The following is a 25,319-nucleotide window of genomic DNA, read 5'->3' on the forward strand; positions in this document are numbered from 1 at the left end:
CTCCACCCCTCCCCCGCCAAAAATCTTGACCTGGCCCCGCCTGTTTGTATCTGGTGCCGCCGGGCTGCCTGCAGTGCGATCGGAATCCAATGACTTCTCTGACAATCGAGGCGCAACCGGCGGTGAAGGGCCATGCCATGTCCTCGCCCGTCCTCAGCGTCATTGTGCCTTGTTACAACGAGCGTCCCAACGTCGCCCCGATGGTCGCCGCCCTCGACGCCGCGCTCGCCGGCATTGCCTGGGAGGTCATCTACGTCGACGACAACAGTCCCGACGGCACCGCGCAGGAGGTGCGCCGCCTCGCCCACCAGGACAGCCGGATCCGCTGCATCCGCCGCATCGGCCGGCGCGGCCTCGCCTCGGCGGTGATCGAGGGCGCGCTGTCCTCCTCGGCCGACTACGTCGCGGTGATCGACGGCGACATGCAGCACGACGAAACCCGCCTGCCGGCGATGCTGGCGGCGCTGCGGACCGGCCAGTACGACCTGGCGGTGGCCAGCCGCCATGTCGCCGGCGGCGACAACGCCGGATTGTCCGGCCGCTGGCGCCATGCCCTGTCCGACGGCGGCATCCGGCTGGCGCAAACCTTCCTGCCGGTGCGCCTGAGCGATCCCATGAGCGGCTTCTTCATGCTGCCGCGCCCGCTGTTCGAGGACCTCGCCCGCAACCTGAACGGCCAGGGCTTCAAGATCCTGGTCGATCTCGTGCTCAGCAGCCGCCGAGCGCTGCGGGTGAAGGAGATCCCGGCGCGCTTCCGCGAGCGTGCCGCCGGCGAGAGCAAGATGGACGTGCTGGTAATGATCCAGTTCGCCGGGCTGCTGCTGGACAAGGTGTTCGGCGGCATGCTGCCGCTGCGCTTCTTCTCCTTCGCCCTGGTGGGCGCGCTCGGCGTGCTGGTGCATCTCTCGGTGCTCGGCCTGCTGCACTCGACCACGCCGCTGGGCTTCGGCCGCGACCAGACGGTGGCGACGATCGTCGCCATGGCTTTCAATTTCCAGCTCAACAACGCCGTCACCTACCGCGACCAGCAGCTGAAGGGGCCGCGGCTGTGGCGGGGCCTGCTGCTGTTCATGGCGGTCTGCGGCTTCGGCGCGATCGCCAATATCGGCATCGCCCGGGTGCTGTATGAGCAGAAGACCGCCTGGAGCATCGCCGGCGGCATCGGCGCCGTCATCGGCGTGGTCTGGAACTACGCCGTGTCGGCTACCCTGGTGTGGCGCGCGCGCTGAGGGGCCGCCAGGCTGGACCGGCCGGCATGATGCCCGGATCATGAGCGCTCGCCGCCAGGCATTCCTGCTGGCCACGCTGCTCATCGCGCTGACCGCCGTTCGGCTGGGCGTCGCCGCGGTGACGCCGCTGGCGCCAGACGAGACCTATTACTGGGTCTGGTCGCACGCCCTGGCGCCCGGCTACCTGGACCATCCGCCGATGGTGGCGCTGTGGATCCGCGCCGGCACCGCCCTGGCCGGCCAGACCGCGCTGGGCGTGCGGCTGCTGGGGCCGCTGGCCGCCGCCCTGGCATCCTGGCTGCTGTACGACGCCGCCCGCGTCCTGTTTCCGGGGTCCCGCGCCGGGACGGTGGCGGTGCTGCTGCTGAACGCGACGCTGCTGCTGGGCGTCGGGTCGGTGATCATGACCCCGGATACGCCGCTGCTGGTGTTCTGGACCGCGACGCTGTGGGCCGCGTCGCGGCTGGCGGCCGGCGGCCCCAGGAAAGGGACGGGGGCCTGGTGGCTGGCGGCCGGGCTGTTCGGCGGCCTGGCGCTCGACAGCAAGTACACCGCGCTGTTCCTCTGGCTCGGCGTCGGCCTGTGGGTGCTGCTGGTGCCGCTGATGCGGCCGTGGCTGCGCCGCTGGCAGCCCTGGGCGGCCTGCCTGCTGGGATTCGCGCTGTTCGCCCCGGTGCTGGCGTGGAACGCGGCGCATGGCTGGGCCGGCTTCCTGCGCCAGGGCGGCCGGGTCGCGGACTGGCATCCGCTGCGCGCCGTGGGCTTCCTGGCCGAGTTGGCCGGCAGCCAGCTTGGCCTCGCCACGCCGCTGGTGTTCGTGCTGTGCATGGCGGCCCTGGCCGCGGCGGCGCGGCGGAGCTGGCAAACGCGCGACTCGGCCTGGTCGCTGCTGGCGGCATTGTCGGTGCCGCCGGTGCTGGTGTTCCTGCAGCACGCCCTCGGCGACCGGGTACAGGGCAACTGGCCGGCGATCATTTATCCAGCGCTGGCCGTCGGCGCCGGCGGCCTGGCGCGTCCGGCGGACAACCGGACATGGATCGCCGCCTCGGGGCTGGGCTTTGCCATCACCGCGCTGGCCTATCTTCAGGCCGCGACGTTGCTGATCCCGCTGCCGCCGCGCCTGGACCCGATTGCCATCCGCCTCGCAGGCTGGGACAGCCTGGCGCGGCAGGTCGCGGCGGAGCGCGCCCTGACCGGCGCCACCTGGGCCACCGCCGACGGCTACGCATCAAGCAGCGAACTGGCCTGGTGGATGCCGGACGGGACACCGGTCATCGGGACGGACCCGCATTTCCGTCTGATCCCCCTGCCGGTGGCGGACCTCGCCGGGCAGCCCGGCCTGCTGCTGCGCGACGCCCGGCACGGCCCGCCCGACCCGGCGCTGTGGCCCGACGCCGCGCCTGTCGGCCAAGCCGTGCGCCCGGGCGCGCCGGCGGGGGTGTTCACGCTGTACAGGGTGACCGCGCTTCCCGGCCGGATGACCGCTGTTGTCCTGCCGCACCGGGTGGGTTGGTGGTCGCCGTGAGGCATGACGACAGGCGGGAACCTCACGCCTCGGTGCGTGACACGTCCACCACGTGGTCCGCGATCGCCAGCGAGGCGGTCAGCCCTGGGCTTTCGATCCCGAACAGGTTGATCAGTCCCGGCACGCCATGCGCCTGCGGTCCCTGCACCACGAAATCCTGGCCGGGCGCGCCCTTCGGCACCGTCTTCGGCCGAACGCCGGCATAGCCCGGCTGCAAGGCGCCGTCCTTCAGCGCCGGCCAGTACTTCCGCACCGCGGCATAAAAGCTGTTCGCCCGCGCCGGATCGACGGTGTAGTCGATCGTCTCGACCCACTCCACGTCCGGCCCGAACCGCGCCTGGCCGCCCAGGTCGATCGTCAGGTGCACGCCCAGGCCGCCCGGCACCGGCACCGGGTAGATCAGCCGCGAGAACGGCGACCGCCCGGACAGGGTGAAATAGTTGCCCTTGGCGTAGTACGCCGCCGGCACCCGGTCCTGAGGCATGCCGTCGATCCGCCTCGCCAGCGCCGGCGCGTGCAGCCCGGCGGAATTGACCAGCAGCCGGCAGCGCAGCGGCATCGGGTCGTCGCCGCCGACGTCCACCTCGATCCGCCGCCCGGCGGCGCGGGCGCGCAGCACCGGGCTGTGGAAAACCGCCACTGCGCCGGCATTCTCGGCGTCGCCCTGCAGCGCCACCATGAAGGTGTGGCTGTCGACGATGCCGGTGGTGGGCGAGAGCAGGGCGCTGGTGCAGGTCAGGTTCGGCTCCAGCGCGATCGCCTCGGCCGCGGTCAGCACGCGCATGCCCTCGACGCCGTTGGTCTCGGCGCGCTGCTTAATCCCGGCCAGCATCGCGTCCTCCTGCGCGTTGGTGGCGACGATCAGCTTGCCGCAGTTGCGGTGCGGCACGCCCTTCTCGGCGCAATACGCATACAGTTGCCGCCGACCGGCGACGCAGAACCGAGCCATCAGGCTGTTGGCGGGGTAGTAGATGCCGGCATGGATCACCTCGCTGTTGCGCGAGGAGGTCTCGGTGCCGATGCCCTCCGCCGCTTCCAGGATGATGACCTCCCGCCCGGCCAGCGCCAGCGCCCGCGCCACCGCCAGGCCGACGACGCCGGCTCCCACCACGACGCAATCAACCTCTTCCAAACCGTTTTCCTCCTGACTCGACGATCACGAACCGGTTAGGCTGCGGCGAAACGGGAGTCCATACATGCTGACCCTGACTGCGGGCGCATCCTCCATTGTTGTAGCGCCCGAGCATGGCGGCGGCCTTCTCGGCTGGATGCACGGCCGGACGCCGCTGCTGCGCCGTGCCCTGCCGGAGGCCGCGGCGCTGGGCAACCCGCATGCGCTGGCCCTGTTCCCGCTGCTGCCATACTCCAACCGCGTCGGCCAGGCCCGGTTCGCCTGGCAAGGGCGGGACTACCGGCTTGCGCGCAATTTCGGCGACTCGCCGCACACTCTCCACGGCATCGGCTGGCAGCGTCCCTGGGCGCTGGCCCGCGCGGCGCCCGGCGCGGTGACGCTGACGCTGGACCACTGCCCGGACGCGTCCTGGCCGTTCGCCTTCCAGGCCGAGCTGACCTACAGCCTGTCCGCCGCCGGCCTCGGCATCGCGGTGCGCCTGACCAATCGGCATGACGCGGCGGCGCCCGCCGGGCTGGGCGTGCATCCGTACTTCCCCAAGGCGCACGATCCGTCGCTGCGCTTCAACGCGACGGGCGCGTGGCAGACCGGGGACGACGCGCTGCCCGATCGCTTTGGCCCGGTGCCGGCTGATTGGCGGCACAACATGGCCCGTCCGGTCAGCCAGTCGCGGCTGGACAACTGCTTCACCGGCTGGGACGGCGTCGCCACCATCCAGGCCGGTCCGGCGAGCCTGCGGATCGAGGCCAGCGGGACCTTCCGCCACCTCCAGGTGTTCACGCCGCACTGGGCGGATTTCTTCTGCGTGGAGCCGGTCAGCCACACGCCCGACGCAGTGAACCGTCCCGAACTGCCGGCGGAACAGGCGATGCATGTGCTGGCGCCGGGCGAGGCGCTGGGCGGCATCGTCAGCCTGCTGCCTGCCGGCTGACGGCAGCGCGGCAGGCGCCGCTTCGGTCCGGGCGCGACGGCAATCCGGATACAGGTTGAGACAGGGCCCACTCTGCCGGCGCCTATGGAGCCGCGCGGGTCCTGGCGCGTCCGCCTCCGGGTTGACACCGCAGCCTGCCGATACTGACATAAGCTTTCGAGCATTCGGAACGTCCATGTCCGCGCTTACCGCCGATTTGGCCAGCATCCTCGCCAGCGTGCGCCGGCCGGGCGACTTCTTCGTCGCCGGCACCGCCGAGTTGCGCATGCCGTCGCTGCTCGTGGACGGCGTCGGGCCGATCGCCCTGCCGCTGCTGCCGGCACAGGCCGCGCAGCTTGCCGCGGCCGCCGAACCGGCGCCCTATGGCCGCGGCGAGGAAACCCTGGTCGATCCGGCCGTGCGACGCAGCTGGCAGATCGCTCCGCAGCACGTCCGGATCGGCGGACGCGGCTGGACCGCCACGCTGGATTCGATCCTGGCGCGGCTACCCGAAGGCCTCGGCGTGGACAAGCCGATCTCGGCCGAACTGCACAAGCTGCTGCTGTATGAGACAGGCGGTTTCTTCGTCGGCCATCGCGACACCGAAAAAGCCGCCGGCATGTTCGGCACGCTGGTGATCGTGCTGCCATCGCATTTCGCCGGCGGCGAGCTGATCGTCCGCAACAAGGGGCGCGAGGCGCGGCTGGACCTGCATCGCGACGATCCGGCCGAGGTCGGTTTTGCCGCGTTCTATGCCGACTGCGTGCACGAGGTCCTGCCGGTCACCGACGGCCACCGCCTGACCCTGGTGTACAACCTGCTGCGCGCCGGCGGCGGCAAGCCGCCCGAACCACCCGGCTATGAACGCGAGCAGGGCCGCCTTGCCAGCCTGCTGGAGGCATGGTCGGCGAGGAAGGCCTCGCCCGTGGACGACGGTACGCCGGACAAGGTGATCCACATCCTCGAACACGCCTATACGCAGGCGGAGCTGGATTTCGCGAAGCTCAAGGGCGTCGATGCCGCGGTGGCCGGCGTGCTGGCGGCCGCGGCCGCACAGGCGCAGTGCGACCTGCACCTGGCGTTGCTGGCGGTCGAGGAAAGCGGCATTGCCGAGTATGCCGATACGGGCTCTTACCGCCGCGGGCGCTGGGACTATGAAGACGAGTTCGAGGCCGGCGAAATGACCGACCGTTCCGTCATCCTCTCGCAATGGCGCGCGCCCGACGGTTCCCCGCGCATGGCGGGCGAAATCCCGGCGGAGGACGACGAATTCGCGCCGCCGAACACGCTCGACGATCTCGACCCGGACGAGGAGCATTTCCACGAGGCGACCGGCAACGAGGGCGCCTCGTATGAGCGCACCTACCGGCGGGCGGCACTGGTGCTGTGGCCGGCGCATGCCCGTTTCGCGGTGCTGGCCCAGGGGGGCCTGAAGGCGACGCTGCCGTATCTCGAGGACCTGACGCAGCGCCGGGCGGACAGTGCCGGGGCGGAACAGGCCGCGCTGGTTGCCGAGGCCCACGACCTTGCCGGTTACATGATCGCCGCTTGGCCGCAGGCGGACTGGTATTACGCCGAGGGCACGCAGCCGAGCGACATCGCCCGCATGCTGGGCCTGCTGGTCCGGCTGCGTGACACTGACGCGATCGAGCGGTTCCTGCGCGCGGTCGTATTCGCAAGGCGGCGCAGGCAGGGCGACAACACTGCCATCATTGCGGCGCTGGAGACCCTGCCGCCGGAGTCTGCGCCGACGCTGATCGAACACCTGATGCGCGGTCCCGCCGCCGCGGCGCCGGCCGCCGCGGCCAATCTGCTGGCCCGGCTGGCGACAGTCTGGCCGGACGACCGCCGCGGCAGCCTTGCTGGCGCTGCGTCGTTGCTGCTGGCTGCGCTGCCGGGGGATCCGGCCCGCGCCTCGCCGGGGGATCGGGCCCACACTCCACGGGCGTTGGAGGAGCGTCCGGGCGTGGAACCGGGCCTTGTGGCCGATGCGCTGACCGGCCTTGCCGCCATCGATCCGGCGCTGGCGGAGCGGGCCGTGGCCTACGTCCTGGCCAAGCCCAGGACCTATGGCGTCGACGCCATCCTGCTGCCCGCGCTGCGCCAGTTGGCCGGGCATGCGATCTTCCACGCGCCGGCGCTGGGGCCGTTGCGCGATGCGGTGCTTGCGCATCTACGGGCCCGGGTCGCCGAGCCTCTGGCGCCGCCTGCCGACTGGCGGCGGGCAAGCAAGCTGCCCTGCCACTGCGCGCACTGCCAGCAACTGGCGCGCTTCCTGGACGATCCCGGGACCAAGGCCTGGGTGTTCAAGGCCGCCGAAGCCGACCGCAGCCATGTTCTGGAAACCATCCGCAAGGCCGGGTGCGACGTCGATACCAGAACCGACCGCCAGGGCCGGCCGTACAAGCTGGTTTGCACGAAAAATCAGGCCAGCTACGGGATGCGTGTGGAACAACGCGCCCAGGACCTGAAGGACCTCGAACTGCTGGCACCGTAATCCGCGGTGGCGCCTGCACCGTCATGGTCTTGACATGACGATAAAGTAACGACTGCGTATCCCGGCCCACCTGTGACTTGCTGTGGCATGGCTTCCCACAACGGCAACCGCACATGCCATTCATCGGCACGTGCGGCGCCTGTCGTCGCCGGAACTCAGGCGGAGATATGCTCCAGGATCGCCCGCCGCTGGTTGATCCCGAACCAGGCGACCAGAATGGCCGGGATCAGCGCGCCGGGAACGATGATGTAGGCATACCACCCGACGAAGCCGTTCGCGGTCGTCGCCGCGAACAGGGCGCCGGCCACGATCGGCCCGAAGATCGATCCGAGGTGTCCCACGCCGTCGGTCAGCCCGACGCCGGTGGCGCGCAGGCGCGTCGGATAGCTTGCCGCCGTGTAGTTGTACAGGTTGAACAGCAGCACCATCGCCGCGCCCCAGGAGATGGTGATCAGGATATACGCGGCCGCCACGGAGTGGATGAAGAAGAACGTGACGAGCGCGGCGGCGTTGACCATGGATGCGACCAGGATCGTATGGCGGCGCTCCACCGCCTCGCCGAGCCATGCACTGATCCCAAGTCCCAGGCCGCCGCCGAGCACGGTGGATACCAGCAGCACCGCGAAAGTCGTATTGGCATCCAGGTGATAGGCGCTCAGGACGGACGGTATGTAGCCACCGAAGCCATAGAACATGCCGCTATAGGCCAGCGTCCAGACGACAAGCAGAAGAATGGTTCGCACGCCATACTGGCCGCCGAGCAGTTCACGGACCGGCACGTGCTGGGTCACCGGCACCGAATACCTGGCGTAGTCGGGTTCCGGCAGGTTGTTCAGCCCGCTGCGCCGGCGGCATTCCGCTTCCAGCGCCCCGATGACGCGCTCGGCGTCCTCGTGATGGCCGTGCGCTTCCAGCCAGCGCGGCGATTCCGGCATGCCCCACAGCGCCAGCGGCACCAGCACGACGATCGAGACGATCGAGAACAGATAGATGAACCAGTCATAGTGCGCGGGGACCCAGAACACCGCGGGCAGGTTGCCGAGCAGGCCGAACACGACCACCGCCAGGACCTGCGCGGCGAGCATGACCTTGCCGCGCCCGGCCGGGGGCACGATCTCGCCCATGTACACGACGTTGACGGCAAGAACGCCGCCCATGCCGATGGAGGAGAGGCCGAAGAACAGCAGCAGCAGGTAGAAATTGTCGGTCAGGGCGGTCGGCCAGAGCAGCAGGCCCAGGGTCAGCGACGACAGCAGCAGCGCGGTGCGCCGTCCCCACCGGTCCGCCGCGAGGCCGATGATATACTCGCCGAGGAGAATGCCGACGCCGTTGCCGACAGCGAGCAGTATGGACAGTTGCGCCAGGCCGAACGCGTGCCGCGGCCCCCAGATAAACGGGTAGAGCTTGCCGGGGACCCCATCCGCCGCGATGATCACGCCCCAGAACAACTGGGTGATCAGCGCCAGCCGCCATTGCGCCCAGGTGATCGGGAGCCGATCAATCCGCGCGGCTATGCGGCCCACTGCCGCGGCATTGGGAACCATGTCCATTGGAATCTCCCTGTATCAGGCCGTTTTATTATGGTTCATTTTGCTATAGTCGATTGCATTATGTTTTATTTTCGAATTGTTATTTCCCAAGTGTATTGGAGCGAAGATGAACAGGGAGGGAATTAACGAATGAAATCGCGTCCACGTCCTGCGCCGGTACTGTCAATTCCCCTTGTGGAAGACTTGCGCGCTGCCCCCGCCTCCAGCCTGTTCAATGTGCGCCGTGATTGGCAGCCGAGGCCAGCTGCCACCGTTCCTCCGATGGAAATGCAGTTCCGCGCACCGGCCCCCGAACGTTATGGGCCGACTTGTCCAGGCGACCTGTCGCGGCAGACGTGCTGGAACAGGTGGCCCGGACACGCCCTGCCGCATGCACATCTCGGGAACGATGCCTCACCAGCGGCGAGCGAGGGCATGACAATGCACTCATCCGCCCGCCCGGACGGCGCTTTGTACCCCGGTATCTTGGCGTCTTGGCGTTGAACAGGAACCGTGCCGCCGCACCAGGCGGTGACGGGTGCGCCCGGTCGGTGGTTCGCAGGGTGGATAGCACCGATAAAACGCCAAGACGCCAAAACGCCAAGTTCATGGCCGCCAACCCGCTGCCTGCCGCAACCAAGGGCATGACAGGTGGCCGCGCGCGTCTGGGCCATGACGGCGAGCGCCTGGTCCCAGCCGTCAGGCAAGCATCTGGTTTTGCGGTCGTTGTCGCGATGTGTGCATCCGGTAGGGTGTGTCCCGGCCATCCACCCCCACCGTCGAAGCCTACGGCGGTCGTACATCTCCGGAACAACCTTGCTTCGGGGCACCAGAACAAGGACGCATCGCATGTCATCCTTGTCCCCGTACCGCAGGTTCAGTCTCCATCCCCGTGGCCCGTCTGGTTGAGCGGCATCGGGATCGGCCGTCGCTTTCGTTGGGTCGAGGCGGCGCCGGTGTGTGGATGGCCGATCGGATTTCAACACGGGGAAAGCGCGGAGGGCGCGGAGGGCCACGGAGTTGGGGCGAACGGGTTGGCTTGTCGCCCGGCCCGGTCCGGTCTCCGTGGCCCTTCGCGCCCTCCGCGCTTTCCCCGTGTTGAAAATCACGGCCGGATCAACAGGCAGCGACGTTTCCGGCTGGCGAGCGGTAGCAGAGCCTCCAGGACGGACTCCATTGCCGCGGGACAGGCTGATGCCGTGAACAAGCGTTGTGAAAACTCATTCCGAAGGTGTACGACCGCCGTAGGTGATGAATCCCGGGCCCACGGGCACGGCCACGTCGCACGCGAGCTGGCCTGTGCGTCACGGCGGCCGACAAGCCGGATTCCGCGGTTGTGCAAAGAACCCCAGTACCGCTTGACGATCGAGCCGCACCGGGCCGGCCCGCTGAAGCATTGTATCGTCCGCAACGTTACGGTTGATCGGGGTGGTTGTCCGGATTCCGGCCTACCGCCCCTCCCGCCGCCAAGCCAGCAGCAGCAGCCCCAGCATCACCGGCAGCGATACCCAGCCCGGCAGCAGGTCCAGCGCCGCCACCCCGGTCACCACATGGTCGTGCCGCCGCTCCAGCCCGATCCAGCCGCTGCCCGAGGCCGCCCGGCCTTCCTCGGTCCGCCGCAGCTCCGGAATGTCGCCGTTGCCGATCCAGTGCACGCCGCCATCCGACGCGCGCGCCAGGCTGCCGGCCACCGTCGCGGTCGCCCGCAGGTCCGCCAGTTCCGGCGGGTTCGCCGCCCCGGCCGCGGCATAGGCCGACCGCTCGCCCTGGCTCACCTTCCACACCCCCGGCACCGTCGCGACCCGGATCGCCGTCGCCCGGCCCGGCGCATCCTGGTGCAGCGCGATCGTCTCGGTCCTGCCGTCCGGGTCCGTCACTGCGACGGTCATCGGCGGCGTCGGATCGGTCGAGCGGCTCTCGATCCGCAGCCGCCCGTCCGTCACCCGGGCGGTCAGCGCGTTCTCCTCCAGCTCCGGCTCCTGCATCAGCCAGTGCGCGATCCGGCGCAGCAGTTCGGCCTGCGGGCCGCCGCCCTGGTGCCCGCGCGACCACAGCCAGATCTGGTCCGACAGCAGCAGCGCCGTGCGCCCCTGGCCGACGCGGTCCAGCGACAGCAGCGGCTGGCCGTCCGGCGAGCGCATCAGCACCTCGCCGGTCATTGAATTCGGCTCGATCCGCCGGTACCACGATCCCCACTCCGGCGGCTTGGCGTCGCCCGGCGGATTGGCGCCCGGCAGACCCTCGGTCACCGGATGGCGCTGTCCCAGATCAGTGACCCAGGGCCGGAACTGGCCCTCGACCACGGCATCGCTGCGCGCCGGCCCGCCCGGCAGCACGCTGCCCAGCGGCGTCGCGGCCAGGCTGGCGGCGCCGGCGAATTCCGGCCCAACGCTCATCAGCAGCGCGCCGCCCTGGCGCACCCGGCTGGCAATGTTCGCGAGGTAGGGTAGGGGCAGCAGCCCGCGGTTCTGGAACCGGTCGAGGATGATCAGGTCGAATTCGCCGATCTTGTCGACGAACAGCTCGCGCACCGGGAAGGCGATCAGCGCCAGCTCGTTCAGCGGCGTGCGGTCGTCCTTCTCGGGCGGACGCAGAATGGTGAAATGCACCAGGTCCACCGACGGATCGGCTTTCAGCAGCCGCCGCCACGTCCGCTCGCCCTGGTGCGGCTCGCCGGAGATCAGCAGCACCCGCAGCCGGTCGCGCACGCCGTTGATCTCGACCACGGCGCGGTTGTTCAACTGCGAGACCTCGCCGGGCAGCGGGCTCGCCGCCATCTCGATCACCGTCGGTCCCGCCCGGGTGATCGGCACCTCGATCGGCTGCTCGACGCCGACGGGCACGCTTTCGGTGCTGACCGTCTGGCCGTCGCGGCGGATGGTCAGCGTGGCCGGCCCGTGATCATGCGCCAGGGCGGCCGGCGTGCCCAGGTCGTCGATGGCGACGCGCAGGAACACCGACTTGCCGACGATGCCGTAGCCCGGCGCCTCGATCACCCGCAGCCGGCGGTCGGTTTCCTCGCCCTTGCCGGCCAGCAGCAGGTTCAGCGGCGCGCCGCCGGGGCTGGCCTTCGGCACGTCATGGATCTGTCCGTCGGTGATCGCGATCGTGCCGGCCAGCCGCGACCGCGGGATGTCGGCCAGCGCGCGATCCACCGCCGAGAACAACTGCGTGCCGTTGCTGCCGGATTCCGGCACGGTGATGGTGCGCAGGTCCAGGTCCCGCAGCCGCGCCGCCTGCGCCTCGATCGCCTGCCGCGCCGCCTCCGCCTGCCTCGCCCGGTCGCCCACCTGCATCGAGGCCGACTGGTCGACCACCAGCAGGCCGATGTCGCGCAGCGCGTCGCGCGTCTCCTGCACCAGCCGCGGCCCGCTCAGCCACAGCAGCAGCACCGAGAACGCCGCCAGCCGCAGCGCCGTGCCGCGCGCGCGCCGCCAGGCGCCGACCGCGAGGACCGCCAGGCACAGCGCACCAAGGACCGCCAGGATCCACACCGGAAGCAGCGGATCGAAGCGGACCGCGGCGATGACCTGTTCCGGCTGCATCACTGCCCGAGCCGCTGCAGGATGGCCGGCACGTGCACTTGGTCGCCCTTGTAATTGCCGGTCAGCGCATACATGACCAAATTGACTCCAAAACGATACGCCAGCGTCCGCTGACGCTGCCCGCCGGGGATCACCGCGTATGGATTGTTGCCGTCAGGGCCGATCGCCCAGGCCGCCGCCCAGTCGTTGCCGCCAATGATCACCGGGCTGACGCTGTCGTTCGTGCGGTCCTGGTCGCGCTGCACCCACACCGTGTCACCGGTGAACCGTCCCGGAAAATCCGACAGCAGGTAGAACGAGTGCGACAGCACGTGCTCGATGGTCAGCGGCGCCAGCGGCGGCACGATCAGGTTGTGGGAGATGCGGCGCAGCGCGTCCTCGGTCCCTGGATTGAAGCCGGCGCCGGAGCCGGAATCCCGTGTATCGATCAGGATGATTCCCCCGCGGCTCATGTAGTCGTTCAGCGCCGACGCCTGCGCATCCGTCAGCGCCGGCGCGTCGGCGGTGATCGGCCAGTAGAGCAAGGGATAGAAGCTCAGGTCGGTTTCACCCGGCCGCACCGGGTCAGGTTCATACAGCGTCGCGGCAGTGCGGCGGTTGACGTATTCCGACAGTCCCTCCAGCCCTGCCTTGGCGACCCCGTCCACTTGCGCGTCACCGGAAACGATGTAGCCGAGCCGCGTTTCGGTGGCCGGATTCGGGCTGCTGTCCAGCGCGTGCGCCGCCGGGATCATCAGCAGCATCAGCGCCGCCGCGGTCGCCGACACGCGCGCCTTCAGCAGGCCCCGCAGCGCCAGCGACACCAGCATGTCGACGCACAGCAGCAGCACCGCCAGCGCCAGCAGCGGCGGACCCAGCGCCCGCTCGCGCGCCGATCCGCGAATGGTCTCCAAGGTTGCGCCGGAAATCACCGGCGCCGGTTCAGGTGCCGCCATGCTGGTCCCCAGGTTCAGCACCCGCCGTCCGCTCTCCGGGCCGTACAGCCCCGGCGGATGCCGCGGCGAGGCGGGCGTGGAGCCGAACTTGTCCGCCTGCAACCCGATCGCCGCCGGCGGCGGGTCGGTCAGCAGGCCGAACCCGTCCAGCGTCGCGGCCGGAGCCAGGACGGCGGTGCTCTGTGTGTTCGCCACGCCAACGGAAAGCTGCACCAGGTGACGCAGCATCTCCACGAACAGGCCGGACAGCGGCAGGTTCGACCAGTCGGCATTGGCGGTGACGTGGAACAGCACAACTCTTCCGGCGCCCAGCGGCATCTCGGTCACCAGCGGCGTGCCGTCCTGCAAGGTCGCCCAGGTTCGGCTCGCCAGTTCCGCGCTCGGTTCGGCCAGCACCTGCCGGGTCACCTTCACCTCGTCCGGCACCGGCAGCCCGGCGAACGGCGACTGCGGCGGGAAAGGCGCCAGCCCGGCCGGCTTGCTCCAGGACATCGCGCCGCCCAGTTGCCGATCGCCGGCGAGCAGGCGGACCGGCAGCAGCGTGTCGGTGTCGTTGCCCGCAGACTCGGCGGTGCGCGGCCCGGCGAAGCGGATCAGCAGCCCGCCCTTCTTCACCCACGCCGTCAGCGCGTCCCGCTCCGCCCCCTCCGGCAACGGCCGATCGGCCAGGATCAGGACGGAGATCTCGCGCTTCAGCAGGGTGGCGGCGCCGCCGGTGCGCAGTTCGGTGTACGGCTCCAGCGCCCGCTTCAGGAAGTAGATCGAGCCGGTGAACGGCGTGTCGGCGCTCGTCATCTCGCCGGCCAGCAGCCCGACCGGCCGCCGCCGCCAGCGTTCATCCAGCAGCACGACCGATCCGGCGCTCGGCGGCCCGTCCAGCACCAGCCGCGTCAGCCGGTTGCGCAGTTCCGGCGGCAGCTTGATCGGCGCCGACGCGGCCGAGGCGCCGGCGGGGATCGTGACGTCCGCCCGCGCCAGGGCACGGCCATCGCCGCTCTCCGCCAGCACGGCGGCCTGCATCGCCTCCGCCCGCGGCACCTGCGCCAGGTGCACCACAAGCCGATCGGCCTCGCTGGTCGGGGGCAGCAGGAGGGGGGAAGAGGCGGCGTCGCAGCAGATTTCCGTCACCGGCCCGACCGCGCGCATCGCCGCGGCGAACTGGTTGAAATCGGCCCCGTCGGTCAGCCCATCCGGCATGTAGATCACCGAGGCGCCCGCGGCGTCCTTCCACGACTTCATCAAATCGGCTGCTTCGGCACGGTCCGGCGGCCAGGCCTGAGGCTGCAACGCCGCCAGCCGCGCCCGCAGATCCGCGATCGGCATGGTGGCGGAAATCGCCATCGGCGCGCCGCTGCCGTCCGAGGCGGTGGCCAGCAGCGCCGCCTTGCGGCCGGCCCGCTCGGCCCGGTCGAGCAGCGCGCCGACGGCTTCCTTGCGGTGCACCCAGTCGCCGGCCGAGGCCCAGCCATTGTCCATCACCACCAGCACCGGCCCTTTGCCGGCCAGCGCGTCGCCGGCATCCAGGATCGGCCGCGCCAGCGCCACGATGACCAGGCTGGCGGCGACAAGCCGCAGCAGCAGCAGCCACCAGGGGGTACGGGCCGGTGTCTCCTCGGTCGCGTTCAGGCCGAGCAGGAAACGCACGGCGGGGAAAATTTCCGACGTCGGCGCGGGCGGCGTGACCCGGATCAGCCACCACAGCACCGGCAGGGCAAGCAGGCCGACAAGGACCCAGGGAGAGACAAAAATCATCGCGCCGCCAAGGCCGTGTACAACGTCAGCAAGGCCATCTCCGGCGGGTGGTCGGTGCGGTGGATGCCGAAGCCGAAGCCGGCCGCGCTGCAAATGGCGGCCAGGCCGTCCTGCTGCGCCTTCAGCCGCTCGGCATAGGCGTCGCGCACCGATTCCACGCGCGGGATGAGGGCATCGCCTTCATGTTCCATGCCGCGGAAGCGGATGCGCCCGGTGTAGGGCAGGGCGGTCTCCGCCGGATCGAGTACCTGCATCAGGTATCCCTTCACCGGCACCGCGCTGAAGCGGCCGACCAGGGCCTGGATCTCCTCCAGCGGCGACAGGAAATCGCTGAACAGCACGACGCTGCTGTGGCGCGGCAGCCGCACATTTGGCGGCAGGCCCTTATCGTCTTCGTCCGTCCGGTCCAGTTCCGCCACCAGCCTGTCCAGGCCGCCGCGGCTGGTCACCGGGCGGGCATCGTTGTGGATCATCATCACTCGTTCGCCCCCACGAAGCAGCAGAGAGGCGAGAGAAAGCAACAGAAGATTCGCGCGATCACATTTTTCCACCGCGGCCTGGCGCGACCGCCATCGCATCGACGGCGAGGCGTCGCGCCACATGCAGACAGTCTGTGCCGCCTCCCATTCCGTTTCCCGGATGAACCAGCCCTCAGGCGCGCCGCGGCCGGATTTTGCGGACTGTCTCCAATCGATCCGCGCAAAGGGATCGCCGGAAACAAAATGCCGGAATTGCCAGAAGCTGTCGCCCTGGCCGACCCGCCGGCGGCCGTGCACGCCTTGCGCGACGGTGGAGGCGACGCGCTCTGCCGCCACCAGCAGGGGCGGCAGGCGGGCGCCCAGGGCCTCGGCGGCGAGGGCGCTGGTTTCGGGCTTAGCCAAGTTTCTCGACCATGCGGTCGATCACGTCGGTCAGCGCGATGCCGTCGGCGCGGGCGGAGAAGCTCAGCGCCATGCGATGGCGCAGCACCGGGTGCGCCAGCGCGACCACGTCGTCGACGCTGGGCGCCAGCCGCCCGCCCAGCAGCGCCCGGGCGCGCGAGGCCAGCATCAGCGCCTGCGCCGCGCGCGGGCCGGGGCCCCAGGCGACATGGCGGCGGACGATGTCGTCGGCCGCGGTTTCCGGGCGGCAGCCGCGGACCAGGGCGAGGATGGCGTCCACCACCTTCTCGCCAACCGGCAGGCGGCGGACCAGGGCCTGCGCCGTCATCAGGTCCTCGGCCGACATCGCCTGCACCGGCCTGGCTTCCTGCGCGCCAGTGGTGGCCAGCAGCATGGTACGCTCGGCGTCGCGGTCGGGGTAGCTGACGTTGACCTCCAGCAGGAAGCGGTCGAGCTGGGCCTCGGGCAGCGGATAGGTGCCTTCCTGCTCGATCGGGTTCTGCGTCGCCAGCACGTGGAACGGGCGCGGCAGGACGTGCTCCACGCCGCCGATGGCGACCCGCTGCTCCTGCATCGCCTGCAGCAGGGCGGACTGGGTGCGCGGGCTGGCGCGGTTGATCTCGTCGGCCATCAGCAACTGGCAGAACACCGGGCCGGGGACGAAGCGGAACGACCGCCGCCCCTCGGCCTCGTCCAGCACCTCGCTGCCCAGGATGTCGGCCGGCATCAGGTCGGGCGTGAACTGGATGCGCTTGGTCGCCATGCCCAGGACGACGCCCAGCGTCTCCACCAGGCGGCTCTTGCCCAGGCCGGGCACGCCGACCAGCAGAACATGGCCCCCCGACAACAATGTGATCAGGGTCTGGTCGATGACCTCGTCCTGGCCGAAAATGATCCGGCCGATGGCCGCCCGGACCTGCACGATCCGGGCACCAAGTGCCTCGGTTGCAGCGATAATCGTATTCGGGTCATCGCCGGCGAGACCGGCGTGACTCAAGGTGCCCGAGGAAAAACTTTGTGACGATCCAGCCATACCGCCTGACATCGGCGTTCGTGCCTCCGCGTTTGCGTTCCGGAACTCATATAGGGACTTTCATCGGCAGGGGGATGCTACCTATATCGCAGCGTCGAGAGGAGTTGGCTTCGACGGGAGACGGTTACGTGAACGGCAATGGTGCGCCTTTGAATCCTGCTGCCGCGAAACGGGCCGAGTCCTCGGCTGATCGCGCGCGTTCCGGCTGCTCCGGGCACGTAGCGGCACCCCGGCCCAAGCGAGTGCCAACGGAATGTGGCGACCTGCCGTTCCTGATCAAGCGGGACGGCACCTGGTTGTATCGCGGCAGCCCGATCCATCGCAAGGAACTGGTCTGCCTGTTCGCCAGCGTGCTGCGACGGGAGGATGACGGCAGCTGGTGGCTGCAGACGCCGGCCGAGCGTGGCCGCATCCAGGTCGAGGACGCGCCCTTCGTTGCCGTTGAAATGGATTGGACCGGCGACGGCCCGCAGCAGATCCTGTCCTTCCGCACCAACATCGACCAGGTGGTGACCGCCGGCCCGGACCACCCGATCCGCGTCTCCCACGACATCATTACGTGCGAGCCGACCCCATACATTCGTCTGCGCGGCGGGGCGGGGATCAAGGCGGTCGAGGCGCGGATCAACCGCGCGACCTACTACGAGCTGATCGCCCTGGCCGTGCCCAGGTGGATCGGCTCCACCCGCATGCTGGGGGTCTGGAGCCAGGGCGTGTTCTTCCCACTGGGCGAACTGCCGCCGGGCGAGGCGTGAGACCAACCCGCACAGAGCCTTGCCCCCGGGTGTTGGCGCCTCACCGTCATGGCCCGGCTTGTCCGGGCCACCTGTTCAAGCACGTGTACCGCGACAGGTGGCCCGGACAAGCCGGGCCATGACTCCAGGGCAATGGTCACCCGCGATGCCGATTGGCATGACACCGCAGGCACTGCGGCTTCGGCTGGCGGAAATCGTCGCTGAACCGATGGAAACGCCCGTCACCTACGGCGACGACGTGCTGCCGGGGATCTCCAGGCCCCCGGTCCCGGCCGCCGTGCTGGTGCCGGTGGTGCTGGGCGAGGCGCCCGGCATCCTGCTGACCAAGCGCACCGCGCACCTCCGCTCGCATGCCGGCCAGGTCAGTTTCCCGGGCGGCCGGATCGACCCGACCGACAGCGGACCCGAAGCCGCCGCCCTGCGCGAAGCCCACGAGGAGATCGGCCTTGACCCCGCCGCGGTGGCGGTGCTGGGCCGGTTGCCGGATCACCTGACCGGCACCGGCTACCGCATCACCCCGATCCTGGCGACCCTGCCGCCCGACCAGCGCTACCGGCTGTCGGCGCATGAGGTCGATGCGGTGTTCGAACTGCCCCTCAGCGTGGTCCTGGACCCGGATGCGCCGCGCCGGCAGCGCCAACATGTGCGTGGGGTCTGGCGGGAGTACTGGGTATGGCCGCATCCCGAACACTATATCTGGGGCGCAACAGCGGCTATATTGGTCCGCCTTGCGCAACGACTGCGGGAAAGGATTGCCTGAATGCGTATCGCTTTGCTTGCCGGTGCCCTGGCGCTGCTGTCGGGGGTGGCCCTCTCGGGGCCGGCCCTGGCGCAGACCCGCATCGACTCCATCAACACCAACTTCCGCTGGCTGGGGCCGGACGACAAGATTGTCGTCGAGCGCTACGACGACCCGAAGGTCGCCAACGTGTCCTGCTACCTGTCCCGGGCGGAGACCGGCGGGATCAAGGGCGGGCTTGGCTTCGCCGAGAGCCCCAGCCGCTTCTCCATCGCCTGCCGCGCCGTCGGGCCGGTGACCATGCCGCCGTCGCTGCCGGAGCGGGAGGTGATCGGGTTCGCCTCGGCGTCGCTGTTCTTCAAGGCGTTCCAGATCCACCGCGCCCTGGACAAGGAGAAGAACGTGCTGGTCTACACTGTGGTCAGCACCAAGCTGATCAACGGCTCGCCGTTCAACAGCATCAGCGTGGTGCCGCTGAACGCGCGATAGGCCGGCGTGGCACGGCCGGGACAGCGTTCCGGCCGTGGTGCCGTCAATAGCGGTAGTTCCAGCCGTAGCCGCCGAACAGCAGGAACAGGACGAGAATCACCAGCAGCAGCGCCAGAAGGCCGCCGCCGTAGTGCCTGCCGCCGTAATAGCCGGAGCGGTAGCCGTAGTATCCGCCGCCGCCGAACAGCAGGAACAGGATCAATAGCAACAGGATCAGGTACATCGTTACGGCCTTTCCATAATGTCTGGCCCGTTGCCCCTCCGCCGTGGCCGGGCGTGTCCCGGCCACCCGCGCTTCGGCGGTGGGGGGGCAGATGGCCGGGACACGCCCGGCCATGGCGGATAAGCAACGGACCTCTCGCCTCTTTTCCGCCGTAGCGGTGCCGGCGCCGCCGGCTGTCCAACTCTGTGACAACGTGACGGCAGGCCCATGGCGGCAGTAAACTCCGCGCCATGTCGCTTCCTGCCTGGCACCCCGAGAGCCTTGCCGCCCGCCTTCCCTTCCTGACGCGCCGCGCCGCCCTGGCCCGCGCGGTCCGCCGCTTCTTCGACGATCGCGGCTACACCGAGGTGGAAACCCCCTACGCCGTCCCGGCGCCGGGCGAGGAGGTGCACCTGCGCGCCTTCGCCACCACGCGGGAGCATCCCGACGGAAGGCGCGAACCGCTGTGGCTCAACACCAGCCCGGAATTCGCCATGAAGCGGCTGCTGGTGGCGCAGGCCGGGCCGATCTTCCAGTTCGCCCGGGTCTGGCGCAACGGCGAGGCCAGCGCCCTGCATGCTCCGGAGTTCACCATGCTGGAGTGGTATCGCCCCGGCGCCGGCATGGACGACCTGATCGACGAGACCGTCGCGCTGCTGCAGGCCGTCCTGCCGCCCGTCGCGCGCTGCCGCGGCGTCACCACCGGCCTGTCGCGGTTCGAGCGGCTGACCGTGGCCGAGGCGTTCCACCGCTATGTCGGCGCCGACCTGCTGGCCATCGGCGAGGACGCCGCCGGCCTGGCCGCCGCCGCCGGCGTCAGGCTGCGCGACGGCGAGACCTGGGACGACCTGTTCTTCCGCCTGCTGCTCGACCGCATCGAGCCGCGCATCGGCCGCGACCACCCGACCTTCCTGACCCACTGGCCGGCCGCGCAGGCGGCGCTGGCACGGCGCGATCCGGCGGACCCGCGGGTGGCCGAGCGGTTCGAGCTGTTCATCTGCGGCATCGAACTGGCCAACGCCTTCGTCGAGCTGACCGACCCGGCCGAGCAACGCGCCCGCTTCCAGGCTGATCGCCTGCGGCGTCATGCGGTGTCGGGGCCTGACTGGGCGCTGGACGAGGACTTCCTGGCCGCGCTGGCGCACGGCATGCCGCCGAGCGCCGGCATCGCGCTGGGTTTTGATCGGCTGGCGATGCTCGCTTCAGAAGCTGACCGCATCGGTCAGGTATTGTGGTTGCCGTCCGCTGACATAAATTGAGCCGGGTGGATACGGGACCGAAGCCATGCGCCGTTTCGTCGTTCTTGCCGCCGTTGGCGTGGTTGCAGGGTGCGCCAATCCGGTTCCTGCCCGTCGTGAGCAACTCACGCAATGGATCGGCCGGCCGGAACTGGCCCTGGTCCAGGCGATGGGCGTGCCAACCCGGACGTATGCGACAGGCGGCCTGAAGTTCCTGTCGTATGTCGATCAGCGGGTGGAGATCGTCCCCGGCTCGCCGTTCTATGGTGATCCGTTCTGGTACGGCTACAGCGGCGGGTTCCCGCCGACGGTGGTGAACCTGGCCTGCGACACGACCTTCACCATTGGCGGCGGCATCGTGCGGTCGTTCACGCTGCGGGGAAATGCCTGCGGGTAGGCGATGGGCTCGCACTTCGTCGACGGCGGCGCCGCGTTCCCCGCCATCGAAGCGTTCTGTCGCATGCCTGGGATCTGGACGACGTTGGCAACGGTGGATCGGGTCATCCGAGACCGCTTCTCTGCCTGGCAGAACGGCCGCTGAGCGCCGGCGCCGATTGCTGGTCAGCCGCTGAAGGCTGCCGGACCGGTGCGGGCGCACGGAACGAAGGCGGCACCGGTTTGGTGCGGCCTTCGTTTGTCCTCCGTCATGTCCTGACGTTGCAGACGGGATGGGCGCGCAGCTCGGCCTTGGACGCCGTGTCGCACCAGTCCCAACGGCGCGGTGCCGCGGGCGCCGACAGCGGCGTCGCAGTCACAGGGGCCACCACGGCCGTTGCCGCCCGGGCCGGGACAGGCCCGATACTCGACAGTGTTATACCAAGCGCCGGAAATTCCGACCCGTTGGCACGGCCTCTCATCGTCATGCCGGGCGGCAGGCACGGCATCCACGCCTTGTGCTGAAACCAGCACCGAAAGGCGTGGATGGCGGCCCGGAGCCTGTGCCCGGGCTTGTCCCATTGGCGTTAAAATAGCGTGGCGGCGGCACGATGCTTGCCAATTTCGGGCGTTTGCTATTATTCAGCGCTTGGATACATTCAAAAAACTGTTCTTATATCAAAACAAACTGGTGGACGCACGCCCGCAGAATGGCCTGCGGCGCTTCATCGCCCGACTCGTTCACACCCTTGGTGGCCCTCCGAGGTTCTTCGTCAACTCCGTGTTAAAATCGGTAGCGAATCTACAGACCGCCGCCGCCTTGACCCGCCTGGAGCCGCTTTCAACCCCGGCACCGCTCGCTGGCAAACGCAACCCCACCAAACCGTGACGCAACGCCCTCTGCCATTCGGTCTGCGACCCGCAAGGGCCGGAGGAACGGGGGCTGAATCTCCGCCGAGCAGCAGTACGTGTGGATACCGGACCTTCACCCGGCCTGGCGACAAGCCCAGCCATGACGGCAAAGCAACGGCCTCGCTCGTTTCTCCCCCCATCGCGATGCCGGCCCCGCCCACACCACGCACCGGCCATGGCACCGGCGCGTGACGCGGCCGCCCGGGCGGTTACTTGACCGTCGATACCCGCAGCGAGTTCGTCGTCCCGGAATGGGCGAACGGCACGCCCGCGGTCACGACGATCTCGTCGCCATGCACCGCAAAGCCCTCGGTCAGCGCCATCCGCCCGGCACGATGGGTCGCCTCGGTCAGCGAGTGCACATCCGGCGTCACCACCGCATGCACCCCCCAGACCACCGCCATCTTCTGCGCCGTCGCATGGTTCGGGGTCAGGCCGATGATCGGCGACTCGGGCCGTTCCCGCGCCACCCGCAGCGCCGTCGCTCCCGAGGCGCTGAACGCCACGATCGCCTTCGCCCCGATGGCATGGCCAACCTGCGCGGCGGCGGCGGCGATGGCGCCGGCTGTCTGGCTTTCGGGCGCGCAGCGCGAGGCGTCGATCATCGCCCGCCAGCCGGCATCCTGCTCCACCCGGGCGACGATGCGGTCCATCATGTTCACCGCCTCATACGGGTACTGGCCCGCCGCCGTCTCGCCGGACAGCATGACCGCGTCGGCCCCGTCGAACACCGCCGTGGCGACGTCCGACGCTTCCGCGCGCGTCGGCGCCGGGGCGCTCATCATGCTTTCCATCATCTGCGTCGCCACCACCACCGGCTTGCCCATCAGGCGCGACAGCCGGACGATGCGCTTCTGCGCCAGCGGCACCTCCTCGGGCGGCAGTTCGACGCCCAGGTCGCCGCGCGCCACCATCACCGCGTCGGTCAGGTCCAGGATCGCCTCCAGGTTGTCCAGCGCCTGCGGCTTCTCCAGCTTCGCCATCACCCAGGCGCGGCCGTCGATCAGCCGCTTCGCCTCCGCCACGTCCTCGGGCCGCTGCACGAACGACAGGCCGATGTAGCTGGCGCCGTGTGACACCGCGAATTCCAGATCCTCCCGGTCCTTCGCCGTCAGCGCCGGGATCGGCAGCACCACGTCCGGGACGTTGACGCCCTTGCGGTCGGACAGCGGGCCGCCGACGACGACCTCGGTCTCCAGCGCGTCGGCGCGCTTGTGCACCACGCGCAGGCGCAGCTTGCCGTCGTCCAGCAGCAGGGTGGAGTTGATCGCGGCGGCCTCGATGATCTCGGGATGCGGCAGGTTGACCCGGTCGGAATCCCCCGGCGTGGCGGTCAGGTCGAGCCGGAAGCGCTGCCCGGTGCGCAGGTGCACCCGCCCGCCGCCGAACCGGCCGACGCGCAGCTTGGGGCCCTGCACGTCGGCCAGGATGCCGATCGGCCGGTCGAACCGGTCCTCCAGGTCGCGGATCATGGCGAACCGGGCGGCATGGTCCTCATGCGTGCCGTGCGAGAAATTCAGCCGGAACACGTCGGCGCCGGCCTGGAACAGCCGGGTGATGACCTCGGGCGTGGAGCACGATGGGCCAAGCGTGGCGATGATCTTGGTGCGGCGCCGGCGGCGCAGCTTCGGGCGAGTAGGCATGAGCGATTCCTCAAGGATTCAACAAAGGTCCGGACGCGGTCTCAGGAAACGATGATGGCTCTGATATCGTTAACATTGGTGAGCGTCGGACCGGTCACGATCAAGTCTCCGACGGCGCCGAAGAAGCCGTGGCTGTCATGCGCCGCCAGACAGGCGCGCGCATCCAGCCCGTTCTCCCGCGCCCGCCGGAGCGTATCGGGCGTCATCAGGGCGCCGGCGATTTCGTCCATGCCGTCGATCCCGTCGGTGTCGCCCGCGGTCGCCCAGATGCCGGGCGCGCCGTCCAAAGCGATCGCCAGGCCCAGCAGGAAGGTCGTGTTGCGGCCGCCCTTGCCGGGGGCAGCGGCGGACATCGTCACCGTCGTCTCGCCGCCCGACAGCAGCACGGCCGGCGGGCGCAGCGGGTGGCCGTGCGCGCGGACCGAGCGGGCGATGCCGGCCATGACGATGCCCATCTGGCTGGCCTCGCCTTCCAGCGCGTCGCCCAGGATCAGCGGCGCCAGGCCCAGCTCGCGCGCCTTCGCCGCCATCGCGTACAGCGCCATCATCGGCGTGGCGATCATGCGGAACTCCGTATGCGGCAGGCTGCCGGGCTTCGGCGTCTCGTCATCGTCCCGGGCCAGCCGCGCGGCGACCTGCGGCGAGAGGGTGATGCCGTGGCGGGCAACCAGCGCGCGCGCCTCGGCAAAGGTGGTGGCGTCGGGCACCGTCGGCCCGGAGCCGATGACGCCCGGGTCGTCGCCCGGCACGTCGCTGATCGCCAGCGTCACCACCCGGGCCGGCGCCGCCGCCGCGGCCAGGCGGCCGCCCTTGATCGCCGACAGGTGCTTGCGCACCGTGTTCATCTCGGAAATGGTCGCGCCGCAGGCCAGCAGCGCGCGGTTGACCGCCTGCTTGTCGGCCAGCGTCAGCCCGGCCGCCGGCGCCGCCAGCAGGGCGGAGGCGCCACCCGACATCAGCGCGATCACCAGGTCGTCCACGCCCAGGCCCCGGACGCGCTCCAGCAGGCGCCTAGCGCCGCGCTCGCTGTTGGCGTCGGGGACGGGATGCGAGGCTTCGATCACCTCGATCCGGCGGGTCGGCACGGCGTGGCCGTAGCGGGTGACGACGGTGCCTTCCAGCGGGACGTCGGGCCAGGCATCCTCCAGCGCCGCGGCCATCACCGCGGCCGACTTGCCGCCGCCGACGACGATGCAGCGGCCGGACGCCGGTTTCGGCGGCAAATGGCGGGCCAGCACCGCCCGCGGGTCCGCCGCGGCGACGGCCGTGTCGAACAGCGCGCGCAGCGCGGCGCGCGCCGTCGTATCAGTCCAGGGGGTGTCCTGGGGCATCCGGCCGAATCCTCCCGCCTTTTTCCGGCGCCGTAGTATGGCGAACCGGGACGGGACGCGCCATCTCTCGATTGATTGAAAGGGAGACACGCATGTCAGCACCGGACCTTGACCCCGCCACCCGCACGGAGCTGGAGGCCGCCGCGTTCCGCCGCCTGGTCGCCCATCTGCGCGAACGCACCGATGTACAGAACATCGACCTGATGAACCTGGCCGGCTTCTGCCGCAACTGCCTGAGCCGCTGGTATCGCGAGGAAGCCGCGGGGAAGGGGATCGAGATCGCCGATCCGGACGCGCGGGAGATCATCTACGGCATGCCGTACAAGGAATGGCAGGCCAAGTACCAGGCGGCGGCGACGCCGGAGCAGAAGGCCGCGTTCGCCAAGGCCAATCCGGGGCATTGATTCCGGCCCGGGCGGGCTCGCCCGGCGGTTTGCTGTCCCGGTCGGCCGCTGATCCGGCCGCATGACGCGGCTGGCCCGCCTGCCGCCCGGTGTTCCACTGGCCAGGTCCGCGGCGCCCCGGCCTTGTCCGTTGCCCCAGGGCAATCGCACTTCAGAATAGTGCCAGGAGGCGAGCGAGATAGGCGTTGTCCCAGGCGGCCTTCTGGAACTTGCCGCGCAAGGCGTCCTTGTCGCCGTTCGTCTGCATGACATTGATGGCCATG

General features: G+C 69.8%; 19 protein-coding genes. 10 read left to right on the forward strand and 9 right to left on the reverse strand.

Annotated features, from left to right (window positions below; translation table 11 throughout):
* Positions 1-89 precede the first annotated feature (89 nt).
* Together CCS01_RS02230 and CCS01_RS02235 are read left to right on the forward strand one after the other, a co-directional pair.
* Positions 90-1,229: a glycosyltransferase gene (locus CCS01_RS02230; protein ID WP_239991975.1), complete on the forward strand. Its 1,140-nt coding sequence runs from the start codon at positions 90-92 to the stop codon at positions 1,227-1,229.
* A gap of 40 nt (positions 1,230-1,269) precedes the next feature.
* Positions 1,270-2,754: a glycosyltransferase family 39 protein gene (locus CCS01_RS02235; protein ID WP_104517200.1), complete on the forward strand. Its 1,485-nt coding sequence runs from the start codon at positions 1,270-1,272 to the stop codon at positions 2,752-2,754.
* 22 nt (positions 2,755-2,776) lie between these two features.
* Here the strand turns inward: CCS01_RS02235 and CCS01_RS02240 are convergent, their stop codons facing one another.
* Positions 2,777-3,886 carry an NAD(P)/FAD-dependent oxidoreductase gene (locus CCS01_RS02240; protein WP_104517201.1) on the reverse strand — a complete coding sequence of 370 codons (1,110 nt, stop codon included), beginning with the start codon at positions 3,884-3,886 and terminating at the stop codon, positions 2,777-2,779.
* 64 nt (positions 3,887-3,950) lie between these two features.
* On the opposite strand from CCS01_RS02240, the gene CCS01_RS02245 reads away from it, so the two are divergent.
* Together CCS01_RS02245 and CCS01_RS02250 are read left to right on the forward strand one after the other, a co-directional pair.
* A complete protein-coding gene (locus tag CCS01_RS02245) occupies positions 3,951-4,817 on the forward strand; it encodes an aldose 1-epimerase (protein WP_104517202.1) in 867 nt (288 codons plus the stop codon).
* Between the two features lie 175 nt (positions 4,818-4,992).
* Positions 4,993-7,293 carry a 2OG-Fe(II) oxygenase gene (locus CCS01_RS02250; protein WP_104517203.1) on the forward strand — a complete coding sequence of 767 codons (2,301 nt, stop codon included), beginning with the start codon at positions 4,993-4,995 and terminating at the stop codon, positions 7,291-7,293.
* A gap of 155 nt (positions 7,294-7,448) precedes the next feature.
* Here CCS01_RS02250 and CCS01_RS02255 read toward each other — a convergent pair whose 3' ends face one another.
* The 5 genes from CCS01_RS02255 to CCS01_RS02275 form a co-directional block, all read right to left on the reverse strand.
* Positions 7,449-8,843: an MFS transporter gene (locus tag CCS01_RS02255; RefSeq protein ID WP_104517204.1), complete on the reverse strand. Its 1,395-nt coding sequence runs from the start codon at positions 8,841-8,843 to the stop codon at positions 7,449-7,451.
* A gap of 1,427 nt (positions 8,844-10,270) precedes the next feature.
* Positions 10,271-12,367, reverse strand: a complete 2,097-nt coding sequence (locus CCS01_RS02260) for a hypothetical protein (protein ID WP_104517205.1) — start codon at positions 12,365-12,367, stop codon at positions 10,271-10,273.
* Positions 12,367-15,054 carry a DUF4159 domain-containing protein gene (locus CCS01_RS02265; RefSeq protein WP_104517206.1) on the reverse strand — a complete coding sequence of 896 codons (2,688 nt, stop codon included), beginning with the start codon at positions 15,052-15,054 and terminating at the stop codon, positions 12,367-12,369. The genes CCS01_RS02260 and CCS01_RS02265 overlap by 1 nt, the downstream gene beginning before the upstream one ends.
* The gene (locus CCS01_RS02270; RefSeq protein WP_104517207.1) at positions 15,051-15,935 is read right to left on the reverse strand and encodes a DUF58 domain-containing protein; all 885 of its coding nucleotides are present in this window, start codon (positions 15,933-15,935) and stop codon (positions 15,051-15,053) included. Before CCS01_RS02270 ends, CCS01_RS02265 begins: the two co-directional genes overlap by 4 nt.
* A complete protein-coding gene (locus tag CCS01_RS02275) occupies positions 15,928-16,968 on the reverse strand; it encodes an AAA family ATPase (protein ID WP_193540095.1) in 1,041 nt (346 codons plus the stop codon). The genes CCS01_RS02270 and CCS01_RS02275 overlap by 8 nt, the downstream gene beginning before the upstream one ends.
* Positions 16,969-17,210: 242 nt before the next feature.
* On the opposite strand from CCS01_RS02275, the gene CCS01_RS02280 reads away from it, so the two are divergent.
* The 3 genes from CCS01_RS02280 (at position 17,211) to CCS01_RS02290 (ending at position 18,951) form a co-directional block, all read left to right on the forward strand.
* Positions 17,211-17,723, forward strand: a complete 513-nt coding sequence (locus CCS01_RS02280) for a DUF1285 domain-containing protein (protein ID WP_239991977.1) — start codon at positions 17,211-17,213, stop codon at positions 17,721-17,723.
* Between the two features lie 157 nt (positions 17,724-17,880).
* Positions 17,881-18,483: a CoA pyrophosphatase gene (locus tag CCS01_RS02285; protein WP_204848113.1), complete on the forward strand. Its 603-nt coding sequence runs from the start codon at positions 17,881-17,883 to the stop codon at positions 18,481-18,483.
* Entirely contained in the window at positions 18,484-18,951 is a 468-nt protein-coding gene (locus CCS01_RS02290) for a CreA family protein (RefSeq protein ID WP_104517211.1), read from the forward strand.
* Positions 18,952-18,994: 43 nt separating this feature from the next.
* Here CCS01_RS02290 and CCS01_RS02295 read toward each other — a convergent pair whose 3' ends face one another.
* Positions 18,995-19,174, reverse strand: coding sequence for a DUF3309 domain-containing protein (locus CCS01_RS02295; protein WP_193540096.1), 180 nt, complete (start codon positions 19,172-19,174; stop codon positions 18,995-18,997).
* Between the two features lie 230 nt (positions 19,175-19,404).
* Between CCS01_RS02295 and epmA the strand changes: the two genes are divergently transcribed.
* Positions 19,405-20,412 carry an EF-P lysine aminoacylase EpmA gene (gene epmA / locus CCS01_RS02300; protein ID WP_104517212.1) on the forward strand — a complete coding sequence of 336 codons (1,008 nt, stop codon included), beginning with the start codon at positions 19,405-19,407 and terminating at the stop codon, positions 20,410-20,412.
* 25 nt (positions 20,413-20,437) lie between these two features.
* A complete protein-coding gene (locus tag CCS01_RS02305) occupies positions 20,438-20,788 on the forward strand; it encodes a hypothetical protein (protein WP_104517213.1) in 351 nt (116 codons plus the stop codon).
* A gap of 1,099 nt (positions 20,789-21,887) precedes the next feature.
* Here the strand turns inward: CCS01_RS02305 and pyk are convergent.
* Complete coding sequence (pyk, locus tag CCS01_RS02310) at positions 21,888-23,321, reverse strand: pyruvate kinase (protein ID WP_104517214.1); 1,434 nt, start codon at positions 23,319-23,321, stop codon at positions 21,888-21,890.
* Positions 23,322-23,362: 41 nt separating this feature from the next.
* Entirely contained in the window at positions 23,363-24,652 is a 1,290-nt protein-coding gene (locus CCS01_RS02315) for a glycerate kinase type-2 family protein (RefSeq protein WP_104517215.1), read from the reverse strand.
* A 92-nt stretch (positions 24,653-24,744) separates the two neighbouring features.
* On the opposite strand from CCS01_RS02315, the gene CCS01_RS02320 reads away from it, so the two are divergent.
* On the forward strand, positions 24,745-25,056 hold the full coding sequence (locus CCS01_RS02320; protein WP_104517216.1) for a DUF1244 domain-containing protein: 312 nt from the start codon (positions 24,745-24,747) through the stop codon (positions 25,054-25,056).
* The last annotated feature ends 263 nt before the right edge of the window (positions 25,057-25,319 follow it).

This window comes from Rhodopila globiformis, assembly GCF_002937115.1.
Taxonomy (GTDB): Bacteria; Pseudomonadota; Alphaproteobacteria; order Acetobacterales; family Acetobacteraceae; genus Rhodopila; species Rhodopila globiformis.

Coding starts and splice junctions, on each gene's coding strand:
- CCS01_RS02295 (WP_193540096.1), bottom strand. CDS start 19,174: ATGTACCTGATCCTGTTGCTATTGATCCTGTTCCTGCTGTTCGGCGGC.
- CCS01_RS02285 (WP_204848113.1), top strand. CDS start 17,881: ATGACACCGCAGGCACTGCGGCTTCGGCTGGCGGAAATCGTCGCTGAA.
- CCS01_RS02315 (WP_104517215.1), bottom strand. CDS start 24,652: ATGCCCCAGGACACCCCCTGGACTGATACGACGGCGCGCGCCGCGCTG.
- CCS01_RS02320 (WP_104517216.1), top strand. CDS start 24,745: ATGTCAGCACCGGACCTTGACCCCGCCACCCGCACGGAGCTGGAGGCC.
- CCS01_RS02305 (WP_104517213.1), top strand. CDS start 20,438: ATGCGCCGTTTCGTCGTTCTTGCCGCCGTTGGCGTGGTTGCAGGGTGC.
- epmA (WP_104517212.1), top strand. CDS start 19,405: ATGTCGCTTCCTGCCTGGCACCCCGAGAGCCTTGCCGCCCGCCTTCCC.
- CCS01_RS02255 (WP_104517204.1), bottom strand. CDS start 8,843: ATGGACATGGTTCCCAATGCCGCGGCAGTGGGCCGCATAGCCGCGCGG.
- CCS01_RS02245 (WP_104517202.1), top strand. CDS start 3,951: ATGCTGACCCTGACTGCGGGCGCATCCTCCATTGTTGTAGCGCCCGAG.
- CCS01_RS02250 (WP_104517203.1), top strand. CDS start 4,993: ATGTCCGCGCTTACCGCCGATTTGGCCAGCATCCTCGCCAGCGTGCGC.
- CCS01_RS02265 (WP_104517206.1), bottom strand. CDS start 15,054: ATGATTTTTGTCTCTCCCTGGGTCCTTGTCGGCCTGCTTGCCCTGCCG.
- CCS01_RS02290 (WP_104517211.1), top strand. CDS start 18,484: ATGCGTATCGCTTTGCTTGCCGGTGCCCTGGCGCTGCTGTCGGGGGTG.
- CCS01_RS02260 (WP_104517205.1), bottom strand. CDS start 12,367: ATGCAGCCGGAACAGGTCATCGCCGCGGTCCGCTTCGATCCGCTGCTT.
- CCS01_RS02230 (WP_239991975.1), top strand. CDS start 90: ATGACTTCTCTGACAATCGAGGCGCAACCGGCGGTGAAGGGCCATGCC.
- CCS01_RS02235 (WP_104517200.1), top strand. CDS start 1,270: ATGAGCGCTCGCCGCCAGGCATTCCTGCTGGCCACGCTGCTCATCGCG.
- CCS01_RS02275 (WP_193540095.1), bottom strand. CDS start 16,968: ATGGCTGGATCGTCACAAAGTTTTTCCTCGGGCACCTTGAGTCACGCC.
- pyk (WP_104517214.1), bottom strand. CDS start 23,321: ATGCCTACTCGCCCGAAGCTGCGCCGCCGGCGCCGCACCAAGATCATC.